Source organism: Luteipulveratus mongoliensis (assembly GCF_001190945.1).
Taxonomy (GTDB): domain Bacteria; phylum Actinomycetota; class Actinomycetes; order Actinomycetales; family Dermatophilaceae; genus Luteipulveratus; species Luteipulveratus mongoliensis.
On sequence record NZ_CP011112.1, the window covers coordinates 409,195 to 422,204 of the forward strand.

Consider the following 13,010-nt stretch of genomic DNA (forward strand, 5'->3'; position numbering starts at 1 on the left):
GCGAAGGAGGCCATCCGATGGGACTGTTCGACAAGCTCGAGCGCAAGCTCGAGCAGACCGTCAACGGCGCCTTCGCCAAAGCGTTCCGGGCAGAGGTGCAGCCGGTCGAGATCGCCAGCGCCATGCGGCGCGCCATGGACGACCGCGCATCCAGCATCGGCAAGAACCAGCGGCCGATCGTGCCCAACCTGTTCTCGGTCGAGCTGAGTGAGACCGACTTCGAGCGGCTGACGGCCTACCGCGAGGAGCTGTCGGACGAGCTGATCGCCTCCGCGATGGAGCACGCCGACACCCAGCGCTACACGCCTGGCGGTCCGGTCGCGGTCACCTTCACGCGCAGCGAGCAGCTCGAGACCGGCGTCTTCCGCATCCGCCCGTCGACCGCCAAGCATGTGGACAACCTCGAGGGCGAGGCGCTGGACGATCCCGCCCAAGACCCCGAGCTGCGATCGCCGCTGGAGTCGGGCACTGCACTGCCGTTGCCGCTCCCGGGCGCGCCTGGGGGGCCGCGGTCACCAGGTCTCGATACGCCCGGTCTCGATACGCCCTCCGCTGGCGCTCCGGGCTACTCGACCAACGCCGCGGGGGCTCCGGGCTACTCGACCAGCGGTCCCGACCAGGCGTTCCACGCCCAGGAGACCGGGCACGACCCGGGACCTGGCTACTCGACCCAGCCGGCGTACGACCAGCCCCATCAGCCGTCGTACGACGCACCGCCGCCTTCGTACGAGCAGGCGCCACCGGCGTACGAACAGCCTGCGCCTGAGGTGCCGGCTCCGCCACCGCCGCCGCGCAAGCGTCCCCAGGAGCGACCGTGGCTGGACATCGACGGCGAGCGCTACCCGATCATGTCTGCAATGACGATCATCGGCCGCGACGACGACGCCGACGTCATTCTCGACGACCCGGGAATCTCCAGGCACCACAGTGAGATTCGCGTGACCAACGACGGCCCGCACCTGGTCGTCACCCTCAAGGATCTCGGCTCCACCAACGGCACCTTCGTCAATGGCGACCCGATCGGCAGCGCCCGTCTGGTCGATGGAGACCGCATCACCGTCGGCCGTACGGCCATGACCATTCATATAGGGGGGCGCCGGTGAGCGAGCTCACCGTCACCGCGATCCGACTCGGCCTGCTGGCGCTTCTCTGGGCGTTCGTCTTCAGCATTGTCGGCGTGCTCCGTGGCGACCTGTACGGCACCCGAGTCGTCGCTCGGCGCGGGGGAGCGCCGGCCCGCAGCAACGACGAGCGGCGGCCCCCGCGAGCCATCCGCAAGGGCCCGACCCACCTCGCGGTCACCGAGGGCTCGTTGCGTGGCACCACGCTCCCGCTCACCGATGCCGGCGTGCTGATCGGCCGCAACCCGGAGTGCGCTCTGGTTCTGTCGGACGACTTCGCCTCGGGACGGCACGCGCGCATCTATCGTCGCGACGACGGCTGGTACGTCGACGACCTCGGCTCCACCAACGGCACGTTCGCCGGCAACCAGCGCGTTACCCAAGGTGTCAAGCTCGACGTAGGTTCCCGCCTGCGCATCGGGCAGACCGTGCTTGAGCTGAGGAAGTAGACAACGCATGCCGATCGCGCTGCACTACGCGGCCCGGACCGACCTGGGTCTCGGTTCGAAGAGCCGCAACGAGGACTCCGGGTACGCCGGACCTGACCTGCTCATCCTGGCGGACGGCATGGGGGGTCACGCGGCGGGCGACGTCGCGAGCTCGACCGTGGTCGGCGAGCTGGTGGCTCTCGACGGTGAGGGTGTCGGCGCCGACGACGCGCTGCACCAGCTCGGCGAAGCCGTCAAGCGCGCCAACGACCGGCTGCGCGACGAGATGGACCACTCCGATGACCTCGAGGGCATGGGCACCACGCTCATCGCCCTCCTGCGCACCGGCACCAAGCTCGCTCTGGCCAACATCGGCGACTCGCGCGCGTTCATGCTGCGCGGCGGCACGTTCAGCCAGATCACCAAGGACCACTCCTTCGTCCAGGCCCTCCTCGACGATGGCCGGATCACGCCGGAGGAGGCCGAGCACCACCCCCAGCGCTCGCTCGTGACGCGCGTTCTGACGGGCCGCGACGACGACGTACCGGACCTGTCGATGCGTGAGGCGCAGATCGGCGACCGCTACCTCCTGTGCTCCGACGGCCTGTCGGACTACGTCGCGGGCTCGACCATCGAGGACATCCTGCGCGGGAGCCAGACGCCCGCCGAGGCCGCTGACCGCCTGGTCGCGATCGCGCTGCGCGCCAGCACCCGCGACAACGTGACCGTCGTCGTCGCCGACGTCGTCGACCAGTCCGAGCCGGTGCACAACCAGCCGCAGGTCGTGGGCGCGGCCGCTGCCCTCGGCACCGCCGGCGACCAGGCCGTCGAGGCACCCGCACCGCTGACCCCGGCCGAGAAGGCCGCCGCGCTCAGCCGCGAGGCCAACACACCGCTGAACCAGCAACCGCCGCCCGAGGGCCCGCACGGTCCACAGCTCGCCGAGGAGGGTCCCAGGTCGCCGCGCGCGGCCTGGTTTCGATGGGGCGCCCTCGGCGGACTGATCCTCTGTGTCCTGCTGATCGCCGCGTTCGTCGGCTACCGCTGGAGCCAGCAGCAGTTCTACGTCGGGGAGGAGCGTGGCCTCGTCACGATCTACCAGGGCGTCCCTCAGGACTTCGGCCCGTTCTCGCTCCACTCGGTCGACAGCAAGACCGACATCGCGACCACGGACCTGCCGCAGTTCTACCGCGACCGCGTCGACAGCACCCTCAGCGCGAGCAGCAAGAACGAGGCCATCCGCATCGTCGAGGACCTGCGTACCGAGATGGTGAAGTGCCAGACCGGCACGGCTGACGGGAGCACCTGCACCCCGTGACGACGATTACCAGTCTTGCCCCGAGGACTCGCCGCAACACCGAGCTGGTCCTCCTGGCGTTCGCCATCGGCATCGTGCTGCTGGCGTACGCCAATGTCGGCATGGCTGTGCAGGATCGGGTCCCGGCGGACCTCGGCACGCTCGGCATCGGGATCGGTGTCATCGCGATGGTCTTCCACCTCGTGCTGCGGTGGCGGGCGTCGTACGCCGACCCGTTGCTCCTCCCCATCGCAACCCTGCTCAACGGGCTGGGTCTGGTGATGATCCATCGGATCGACCTGGCCAACGACAAGACGATCGGCGAGGGCGCTGCGCTCAAGCAGCTGATGTGGAGCGGACTCGCAGCCTGTGCGGCGATGGTGCTGCTCGTGCTCATCAAGGACCACCGTCGGCTGTCGCGCTACACCTTCACGCTCGCGCTCGCCGGCCTCGGGCTGCTGCTGCTCCCGCTGTTCCCCGTGATCGGCAAGAACATCAACGGCTCTCGCATCTGGATCGGCTTCGGGCCGTTCAGCCTGCAGCCGGGTGAGATCGCCAAGATCCTGCTGACGATCTTCTTCGCCGCCTACCTCGTGCAGACCCGTGACGCGCTGTCGCTGATCGGTCGCCGCTTCCTCGGCTTCCCCCTGCCGCGAGCGCGTGACCTCGGGCCGATCATGATCGCCTGGCTCGCCTCACTCGCCGTCCTCGTCTTCCAGAAGGACCTCGGTTCGTCGCTGCTGTTCTTCGGGCTCTTCGTCGCGATGCTCTACGTCGCGACCGAGCGCCGCGCGTGGATCGCCATCGGCCTGTCGCTGTTCGCCGTCGGCACCTTCGTGGCCTGGAAGCTCTTCGCTCACCTCCAGGAGCGCGTCACCCTGTGGCTCGACCCGTTCGCCAGCGGCCAGAGCGACCAGCTCGCCAAAGGCTTGATGGGCATGGCATCCGGCTCGATGTTCGGCACCGGCCTGGGGCAGGGGCGGCCCGAGGAGACCTACTTCGCCAACTCCGACTTCATCATCGCCAGCTTCGGTGAGGAGCTCGGCCTCATCGGCCTCATGGCGATCCTGCTCCTGTACGCCCTCATGGTCGAGCGCGGTCTGCGCACCGGCGTCGGCGCCCGGGACGGCTTTGGCAAGCTGCTCGCCACCGGCCTGGCGTTCTCGCTGGCGCTGCAGGTGTTCGTCGTCGTCGGCGGCGTCACCCGCGTCATCCCGCTCACCGGTCTGACCACGCCGTTCATGTCCGCCGGTGGCTCCTCGCTGCTGGCCAACTGGGTGATCGTCGCCCTGCTGCTCCGGATCAGCGACCAGGCCCGCCGGCCGGTCGTCGAGGACGGCGGCGGTGGGCGCAACATCGGCCAGGACGAGACTCAGGTGGTGAAGATCAAGTGAACTCGCCCATCCGCCGAATCGGCATCGTGGCGGCCGCGATGTTCTGTGCGCTGCTGATGTCCAGCACGCTGATCCAGTTCGTGCAGGCCAAGGAGCTGCAGGACCGGCCCGGCAACAGGAGGACCCTGCTGGCGTCGTACAGCAAGGAGCGCGGCTCGATCCTCGTCGGCGGCACCGCCGTCGCGCGCTCCGACGAGGTCGACGACAACTTCAAGTGGCAGCGCAAGTACCCCCAACCGCAGCTGTACGCCCCGGTCACCGGCTACTACTCCTTCACCTACGGGGCCGGTCGCGGTGTCGAGGGTTCGTACGACGACCTGCTGAGCGGCAGCTCGGACCGCCTGTTCTACCGCCGCATGGTCGACGTGATCACGGGTAAGCCGCCGCAGGGCGCGACGCTCGAGCTGACCATCGACCCCAAGGTGCAGAAGGCCGCGTGGGACGCACTCGGCAACCAGCGCGGCGCGATCGTCGCGCTGGACCCCAAGACCGGCGCGATCCTGGCCATGGTGAGCAAGCCGACCTACGACCCCAACGTGCTGGCCGGCCACGACCTGCCCGGGGTCTCCAAGGCCTGGACCAAGCTGAGCACCGACAAGAGCCGGCCGCTGACCAACCGCGCGATCGGCGGCGACCTCTACCCGCCCGGCTCGACGTTCAAGCTGATCACCACGGCCGCGGCGCTGGAGTCGGGGCAGTACACGCCCGAGTCCGTCCTGCCCGGCCCGGCCGCGCTGGACCTGCCGCAGACCACGGTCGACCTGCCCAACGTCGACGGTCGACCCTGCGGTCCGAACGACAAGACCACGATGGCCCACGCGCTGCAGATCAGCTGCAACTCGGCGTACGGCTCCCTCGGCATGTCACTCGGCCAGACCAAGATCCGCGACCAGGCGCACAAGTTCGGCTACGGCCAGGCGGTGACGGTGCCGATGCGCGTGACGCCGAGCATCTTCCCGACCAACCTGAACCAGCCGCAGCTGGCCCAGTCCGCGATCGGTCAGTTCGACGTCCGCGCGACGCCGATGCAGGTGGCGATGGTGAGCGCGTCGATCGCCAACGGAGGACGCGAGATGACGCCGTACCTCGTCAAGAACGTCCGCGACAAGGACCTCGACGTGATCGACTCGACCGACCCGGAGGAGTTCGCCAAGCCGATCTCCAAGGACACGGCCGGACAGATCAACACGATGATGCAGGCCGTCGTCGAGGCGGGGTCGGGCCGCAAGGCCAAGATCCCCGGCATGAAGGTGGCAGGCAAGACTGGCACCGCACAGAGCGCCAAGGGTGCGCTGTCCGACGTGTGGTTCACCGGATTCGCACCAGCTGACAACCCACGGGTGGCGGTAGCCGTCGTCGTGGAAGACGGGGGAACGATGGCAGACGAGGCCAGCGGTGGCGTCGTGGCAGCACCAATTGCACGGAAGGTGATGGAAGCGGTGGTCTCCCAATGAGCACGCCAGCCCAGGGCACCACGATGGGTGGGCGCTACACGCTCACTGATCGCATTGCCGCAGGCGGTATGGGCGAGGTGTGGAAGGCCAGGGACGACATCCTTGGTCGCACGGTCGCGTTGAAGGTCCTGAAGGCGGGCCTGACGGACGAGACGGGCTTCACCGAACGCTTCCGCAACGAGGCTCGGCACTCCGCCGCACTGACGCACGGCAACATCGCCCAGGTCTACGACTACGGCGAGGACGACGGCACTGCCTACCTCGTCATGGAGTTCGTGCCGGGGCGGCCGCTGTCCAAGCTCATCGAAGAGCGCGCGCCGATGTCGCCGATCGAGACCGTCGAGCTGATCAGCCAGGCGGCCGCCGCACTGCAGGCCGCCCACAAGAACGGCCTGATCCACCGCGACGTCAAGCCCGCCAACATCCTCATCGACCCGGAGGGCACCGCCAAGCTCACCGACTTCGGCATCGCCCGCGCGGTCGGCTCGGTCGCGATGACCAAGACGGGTGAGGTCATGGGCACCGCCCAGTACCTCGCGCCCGAGGCCGCCATGGGTCGGCCCTCGACGAACCTGTCGGACGTCTACGCCCTCGGCGTGGTCACCTACGAGATGCTCGCCGGCCGTCGGCCGTTCGAGGCGGAGACAGCGGTGGCGCTGGCGCTGGCGCACGTCAACCAGCCGCCACCGCCGCTGCCACCGTTCGTGCCGCCGACGATCCGTGCGGTCGTGCACGCCTCCCTCGAGAAGGACCCCGCACGTCGTCCGCAGAACGCTGCCGAGTACGGCCGTGCGCTGCGTCAGGCACTGCGCGACGCCGACCGGATGGGTGCACTGCGCCCGGGCCCCGGTGGCCCGCCGCCGCGCCCGCAGGGTCCCGGCGCCTCGTCCGGTCCGCAGCCGACCGGCTCGCGACCCGCCGCTTCCTCCGGACCGCAGTCCACGCGTACGCCGGGTGGCCCGGCCTCGGGTCCCAACCGGGTCGGTCCTCCGTCAGGTCCCAACCCGCACGCGGGCCGTACGTCCGGGCCGCAGCAGCAGGTCGGGCACACCTCCGGACCCAACCCGCAGACCGGGCGCCACGGTGCCCAGCTGCCGGTGGCACGCCCGACGCCGGCGCGGGATCCCGACACCAGCCAGGTCACCCGCTCGCGACTGAAGACTCAGCCCGAGGAGGTCAAGCAGCAGACCCGTCGGCAGCAGCACGTGCCGGACCACACATCCGGAGGCACCGGCAGCGGCCTGATGGCCAACAAGCCGCTGCTCATCGGTGGCGCCATCGCCGCGGTCCTCCTCGTCGGCCTGCTGATCTTCCTGCTGACTCGTGGTGGCGGCGAAGACCCGGGCAACAACCCCGGCAACAATCCGTCCGTCAACACCGGACCGTTCAAGACTCCGTTCAAGCCGGTCTCCATGCATGCCGGGACGGGCAATCCGAAGGAGATCCTGTGAGCGACACTCCCCGTGTGCTCGGTGGCCGCTACGAGGTCGGCGAGCTCATCGGCCGAGGCGGCATGGCCGAGGTCCATCTGGGTCACGACACGCGGCTCGGCCGTCAGGTCGCGATCAAGATGCTGCGTGCTGATCTGGCGCGCGACAACACGTTCCTGGCGCGCTTCCGCCGCGAGGCACAGTCCGCTGCCGGTCTGAACCACCACGCCATCGTCGCGGTCTACGACTCCGGCGAGGACGTCTTCATCGAGACCGGTGGCGCGCGCGTCGACGTCCCCTACATCGTCATGGAGTACGTCGACGGCAAGACCCTGCGCGAGGTCCTCAACGAGGAGGGCCGGCTCGCGCCGGACGAGGCGTCCCGCATCACGATGGGCATCCTGTCGGCGCTGGAGTACTCCCACGACAAGGGCATCGTCCACCGCGACATCAAGCCCGCCAACGTCATGGTGACCCGTGGCGGCAGCGTCAAGGTGATGGACTTCGGCATCGCCCGCGCGCTCGCCGACGTGGGCGCGACCATGACGTCGGCCCAGGCCGTCGTCGGCACCGCCCGCTACCTCTCGCCCGAGCAGGCGCAGGGCGAGACGGTCGACGAGCGCTCGGACCTCTACTCGACCGGGTGCGTGCTCTTCGAGTTCCTCACCGGCCGTACGCCGTTCGTCGGCGAGCCGGTCAGCCTCGTCTACCAGCACATCCAGGACACCCCGCAGTCGCCGTCGTCGTACGAGCCGGGCGTGCCCGAGGCACTCGACGCGGTCACGCTGCACTCGCTGCGCAAGGCGCGTGAGGACCGCTACCAGTCGGCTGCGGACTTCCGGTCCGACCTGCAGGCGGCCCGCACGGGTGCACCGCTCAGCGAGGAGGCGACCGCGACGGCTGCCGCCTTCGGAGAGGACCCGACCGAGGCGCTGCGTCGTCGTCCGGAGGCCATGGCGCCACCGGCGCTCAACGGCAATGGCAACGGCGGCGACCACACCGCTGACATCGCCCATCACGAGGAGCCGCCGCGGCGGACCATGCTGTGGGTGCTAGCGGCGATCGTGGCGCTGGCCGCGATCTTCGGGATCGGCTATGCGCTGGCCAACAGTGGCGGCGACGGCGACGACCCGCAGGTCGACGTCCCGAGCGTGGTCAACATGACCCAGGCTCAGGCGACCAAGAAACTCGATGACCTGAACTTCAAGGTCCAGCCGCAGGAAGTCACCAACCAGCAGGCCAAGGGCACCGTCGTCGGCCAGAACCCGGACGGCGGCTCCAAGGCACCCTCTGGCTCAACGGTCACGATCAGCGTGTCCAGCGGACCAGGGCAGGTCAACCTGCCCGACGTGCGCGGCAAGACCGAGAGTCAGGCCAGGCAGATCCTCGCTCAACGAGGCATCAAGACCATCGAGATCGGTGATCCGCAGGACGACACCAAGTACAAGAAGGACACTGTCGCGTCCCTGACGCCAGCCCAGGGCACCGACGTACCGGGCACTCAGACAGTGACCTTGCGCCTCTCCACAGGCATGGTGACCATTCCTGAGGACCTTGTCGGCAAGAACGCCTCAGAGGTTCAGAGCACGCTGACCACGCTCGGTCTGAAAGCCAGCCCCAAGATCGAGATCACGAATGACCGCGACAAGGAAGGCGACGTCCTCAGGCTTGACCCGGGTGAGGGCGAGAAGGTCCCGCTCGACTCAACGGTGACGGTGTACTACGGACAGTTGCGGATCGTGATCACCTCGACGCAGACCCCGCCCCCGAGCACCAACTCACCGTCGACGCCGCCGCCAAACACGGATCCGCCGACGACAGAACCCACAACACCGCCAACCTCGACCGGTGGCACCTCGTCCACGGGGTTCCCGTTCCCGTGACCGGCGCGGTCGTACGAATCCGCTGACGTACGAAGGCTCCTCACCTCACGGTGGGGAGCCTTCGTCGTAGTGCCGGGCCGATAGTGCAAGCCGCGTCGCTACCGAAATCTGGGTAGCGACGCGGCTTGCACTGTCGGCCGAGAAGGTGGTGGAGGGTCAGCCGGCGTTCTGGTGGACCAGGGGCGCGAGGCCGTGCGAGCGCTCGACGGCATCGGAGTCACCGCAGATCTGCAGCCAGTTGGCGAGCATCCGGTGGCCGCCCTGAGTGAGCACGCTCTCCGGGTGGAACTGCACCCCGTGCAGCGGCAGTGTCGCGTGATGCGCGGCCATGATGATGCCGCTCGACGTGCGCCCGTTGACGACGAGCTCGGCCGGCACGGTGGACGGCTCGATCGTCAGCGAGTGGTAGCGCGTGGCGGTAAACGGCGAGTGCAGTCCTTCGAGCACACCCGTGCCCTCGTGGTGCACCCGCGACGTCTTGCCGTGCAGCAGCTCGGGCGCCCGTCCGACGACCGCGCCGAGGACGACTCCGAGGGCCTGATGACCGAGGCACACGCCCAGCATCGGCTGCGAGCGCTCGGCGCACGCCTCGATCATCGCCATCGATACGCCGGCCTCCTCGGGAGTGCCGGGGCCGGGGGAGACGAGCACGCCGTCGTACGCCGCGCCCTCGTCCGGGGTGATCGCGTCGTTGCGGACGACCGTGCAGTCGGCGCCCAACTGCTCGAGGTAGCCGACGATCGTGAAGACGAAGCTGTCGTAGTTGTCGATGACCAGGATGCGCATCGTCGCCTCAGCTCTTGGGTTGTGCGTGGTGCATGGCCAGCGAGCCGGCGTAGGCAGGGAACGTCGCGTTGACCTGATGCGCCTCGTAGCCGACTCCCGCGAGGTCGACGTAGTCGCGGTATTGCTTGACGCCCTCGTTGTTGTCGAGGCCCTTCTTGAGCACGGCCGGGTTGCCGATCGCGGTGATCGTGAAGGGTGGGGAGTAGACGCGTCCCTGCAGAATCAGCGTGTTGCCGACACAGCGCACCGCGCTCGTGGAGATCACGCGCTGGTCCATCAGCATCATCGACGTGGCGCCCGACTGCCACAGGGCGTTGACGACGGCCTGGACGTCCTGCTGGTGCACGACAAGCCAGTCGACGTTGCCGCCCTCGGGCAGCTCTGACACCTTGCGGCTGGAGTCGTTGAGCGTGACCTTGACGCCCTTGCCCTTGGCCGCGGTGAGGCCGGCACCGGGGGCGAGCGCGTCCGCGCGGCCGTTGAGGCCCTTCAGCTCTGCGCTGCCCGGACCGTTCTCGTTGGTGAGCGACTGGACCTCGTTGCGCAGCCGCTGCACATCACTCTGCTGGCCGCGGACCTTGTGGTTGGCGTCCTGAACGACACCGACGAGCGAGGTGGTGCCGGGACGCAGGTCGGTGCCCTTGGACACCCCCGCGCTGACCCCGAACAGGACACCAGCGGCCGCGGCGACGACCGGCACGACATAGGTCCACCGGTTGCGTGGCGTGGACGTGGACGTGGACGCCATACGGCGGTGCTCCCGTCTGACTTCGGGTCTCGCTGCTGCGGCGCGGCCGGAGATCCCGGGGCGGTCCGGGCGGCATCGTCGCCTCGCAGGAGGGCGGCGTGAACTACTCTCTAGCCTAGCCGTCGATCCGCTGCGCCCTGATGCGCGGCCGCCACATTCGTCCGACGGCGTGAGCAGACATTCGATCGAAGGAGTCATGGCGTGAGCACGTCCGAGGAGAAGGACAAGGCCGGCACCGGCAAGGGTGCTGGTTCGGGTGCGTCCACGGTGTCCTCGGACGCGACGCGCAGCAGCCGAAAGAAGGCCGACAAGGCTGTCGACGCGGGCGCGTCCAAGGCTGACACGAAGGCCGGCGCTGCCAAGTCGGACGCCGCGTCCAAGGCGGATGCCAAGGCGACTGGCACCAAGAAGGCCGCGAAGTCCGACGCGAAGGACACCCGCAAGGCGGCCAAGAAGGCTCGCCGCGGCGATCGGCCCGAAAAGCTGGACGGCCTCAACCCGACCTGGTGGGTTCCGGTCATGCTCGGCCTGATGGTCGTCGGCCTGATCTGGATCGTGGTCTTCTACCTCGCCAACGGTGAAGCCCCGATCCCGGGCATCTCCTACGGCAACCTGGCGATCGGCTTCGGCCTGATCATGGTCGGGTTCGCCATGACGACCCGCTGGCGCTGACCGACCAGACCCCGTTCGTACGACGGCCCGCCTCCCTCAGGGAGGCGGGCTTTGTCGTACGCGCCTGTCGCGGGCCGGACGATGTGGCCACTTGACGTGACATCCGGGGCAAATGGCCCCACCTAGCCTGACCGGCAGGGCCACTTGACGTGAGATCAGGGCAAACGGCCTTGGCCAAGTCGCGCGTCAGCCGCGGCGAGGCCGAGCTCCATGCGCTGGCGTGCATCCGGGTCGAACGGTCCGCTCTCGGCGAGTGGGAGCTCGAACATGTGGCGACGCTTCTCCTCCGGAATGGCCCGCGCCACTCTCATCGGATCGGCGAGGAGTGAGTCGTAGAGATTCGGACCGTCGGCATAGAACGGGTCGGTCAGCACCAGGTCACCGCCGTCGCGTCGCATCACGTTCGACGGGTTCTCATCGAGCGGCCCGAACCACGGGAGCTCGCGGCGGGCGCGTTCGACCACCACATCGATCGCACGCGCCAGATCGGTGACCTCCGGCGTACGTGCCGCCAGGGCTCGGAAGAACGCTTTGCCCTCGTGCGGCTCCGCGGCGTGAAGGCGCTCCATCACGGTGTAGACCGCACCGCCTTCGAACTCACGAGAAGCATGCAGGACCGGCACCAGCGCGGTCGCGGCGGCACGGCGGAACAGGTCCGCGGTGTACGGCATCACCGGGTCGAACGGGCTCACCCGCGCTGCGAGCCGACCGCTCGGTGAGACCAGGACGACCGCCCAGTCGCCCTGGCCGCAGCGTGACCAACCGGCCGCCGAGAGCACCCGCTCGATGACCATGTGGTCGGCATTGGGTGGGACGTCCTTGAGCGCCTCTAGCTCGTTATCCACAGGGTTATCCACAGCTTGGGGATAAACAACAAGCGTGTAACTCAGCCCAGGCCGGTCAGCTCGGGCGGCAGTGACACGGTCTGGTAGCGGACGACCGCGAGGATCACCAGGACCACCAGGACGCCGCCCAAGGCACCCCAGTGCAGCTGTCGCCGCTCACGCCCGAGCGCGGCGATGATGCCGGCGACTGCAGCACCGGTGATCGCGCCGCCCACGTGCGCCTGCCACGCGATGCCGTCGACGAAGAACGGGATGGCCGCGTTGATCGCGATCATCAGGAGCATCGGCGTGACGTCACGGCCGAGGTGCCGGTTGAGCACGACGACCGCTGCGAACAGCCCGAAGACCGCGCCCGATGCGCCGACCGTCGGCGTGAACCAGCCGGTGCCGCGCCAGTCCTCACCAACCGACGGCACGGACGCCAGCATGAGATAGCCGACGGATCCGCCCAGCGCCGCGATCAGGTAGAGAGCCACGAACCGCAGCCGGCCGAGCAAGGGCTCGAGGTACTGACCACAGATCCACAGGGCGTACATGTTGAAGAGGATGTGCATCGGCCAGTCCGGCTGGTGCACGAAGGCCGCGGTCAGGAACCGCCACGGCTCGTTGTCACCGACGAACGGTGCGAACGCCAGGTCGGAGGTGACGCGGTCGGACGCGAGCTGGCCGACCCACACCACGACACAGATGGCGATGATGCCGATCGTGATGATTGGTCGTCCCTGGACGGCTCGCCCACCGAACACGCTGCGCATGGCAGGAGTCGAGCGTTGCTGCTCCTTGACGCAGTCGACGCACTGGATGCCCACGGATGCCGGGCGCTGGCAGGCCGGGCAGGTGGGGCGTTCGCAGCGCTGGCACCGGACGTACGCGACCTCCTTGGGGTGTCGCGGACAGGTCGGAGGTGCCTCAGCGGGAGGTTCGGCGGGCGAGCCGGTCAGGTCAGACATGA

General features: G+C 68.7%; 12 protein-coding genes. 8 read left to right on the top strand and 4 right to left on the bottom strand.

Annotated features, from left to right (window positions below; translation table 11 throughout):
- Positions 1 to 17: 17 nt before the first annotated feature.
- Genes VV02_RS26870 through pknB form a run of 7 tightly spaced genes read left to right on the top strand, consistent with a single transcriptional unit; the run spans position 18 to position 9,007 of the window.
- Positions 18 to 1,103, top strand: coding sequence for an FHA domain-containing protein (locus VV02_RS26870; protein WP_052589483.1), 1,086 nt, complete (start codon positions 18 to 20; stop codon positions 1,101 to 1,103).
- Positions 1,100 to 1,570 (top strand): FHA domain-containing protein FhaB/FipA, encoded by a 471-nt coding sequence (locus VV02_RS01965; RefSeq protein WP_052589484.1) that lies wholly within the window; start codon positions 1,100 to 1,102, stop codon positions 1,568 to 1,570. Before VV02_RS26870 ends, VV02_RS01965 begins: the two co-directional genes overlap by 4 nt.
- Positions 1,571 to 1,577: 7 nt before the next feature.
- Entirely contained in the window at positions 1,578 to 2,867 is a 1,290-nt protein-coding gene (locus VV02_RS01970; protein WP_052589485.1) for a PP2C family protein-serine/threonine phosphatase, read from the top strand.
- Complete coding sequence (locus VV02_RS01975) at positions 2,864 to 4,240, top strand: FtsW/RodA/SpoVE family cell cycle protein (RefSeq protein ID WP_052589486.1); 1,377 nt, start codon at positions 2,864 to 2,866, stop codon at positions 4,238 to 4,240. The genes VV02_RS01970 and VV02_RS01975 overlap by 4 nt, the downstream gene beginning before the upstream one ends.
- On the top strand, positions 4,237 to 5,694 hold the full coding sequence (locus VV02_RS01980; RefSeq protein WP_052589487.1) for a peptidoglycan D,D-transpeptidase FtsI family protein: 1,458 nt from the start codon (positions 4,237 to 4,239) through the stop codon (positions 5,692 to 5,694). Before VV02_RS01975 ends, VV02_RS01980 begins: the two co-directional genes overlap by 4 nt.
- A complete protein-coding gene (locus VV02_RS01985) occupies positions 5,691 to 7,145 on the top strand; it encodes a protein kinase domain-containing protein (protein WP_083449844.1) in 1,455 nt (484 codons plus the stop codon). Before VV02_RS01980 ends, VV02_RS01985 begins: the two co-directional genes overlap by 4 nt.
- A complete protein-coding gene (gene pknB, locus VV02_RS01990; protein WP_245632971.1) occupies positions 7,142 to 9,007 on the top strand; it encodes a Stk1 family PASTA domain-containing Ser/Thr kinase in 1,866 nt (621 codons plus the stop codon). The genes VV02_RS01985 and pknB overlap by 4 nt, the downstream gene beginning before the upstream one ends.
- 156 nt (positions 9,008 to 9,163) lie before the next feature.
- Here the strand turns inward: pknB and VV02_RS01995 are convergent, their stop codons facing one another.
- Together VV02_RS01995 and VV02_RS02000 are read right to left on the bottom strand one after the other, a co-directional pair.
- Positions 9,164 to 9,793: an aminodeoxychorismate/anthranilate synthase component II gene (locus VV02_RS01995; protein WP_052589489.1), complete on the bottom strand. Its 630-nt coding sequence runs from the start codon at positions 9,791 to 9,793 to the stop codon at positions 9,164 to 9,166.
- Positions 9,794 to 9,800: 7 nt separating this feature from the next.
- Positions 9,801 to 10,541, bottom strand: coding sequence for a DUF881 domain-containing protein (locus VV02_RS02000; protein WP_052589490.1), 741 nt, complete (start codon positions 10,539 to 10,541; stop codon positions 9,801 to 9,803).
- Between the two features lie 201 nt (positions 10,542 to 10,742).
- Between VV02_RS02000 and VV02_RS25865 the strand changes: the two genes are divergently transcribed.
- On the top strand, positions 10,743 to 11,213 hold the full coding sequence (locus VV02_RS25865; RefSeq protein ID WP_245632972.1) for a cell division protein CrgA: 471 nt from the start codon (positions 10,743 to 10,745) through the stop codon (positions 11,211 to 11,213).
- A 155-nt stretch (positions 11,214 to 11,368) separates the two neighbouring features.
- Here the strand turns inward: VV02_RS25865 and VV02_RS02010 are convergent, their stop codons facing one another.
- Both VV02_RS02010 and VV02_RS02015 read right to left on the bottom strand, forming a co-directional pair.
- Complete coding sequence (locus VV02_RS02010; RefSeq protein ID WP_157063226.1) at positions 11,369 to 12,058, bottom strand: hypothetical protein; 690 nt, start codon at positions 12,056 to 12,058, stop codon at positions 11,369 to 11,371.
- A 41-nt stretch (positions 12,059 to 12,099) separates the two neighbouring features.
- Positions 12,100 to 13,008: a rhomboid family intramembrane serine protease gene (locus VV02_RS02015; RefSeq protein WP_052589492.1), complete on the bottom strand. Its 909-nt coding sequence runs from the start codon at positions 13,006 to 13,008 to the stop codon at positions 12,100 to 12,102.
- Between the last annotated feature and the right edge of the window lie 2 nt (positions 13,009 to 13,010).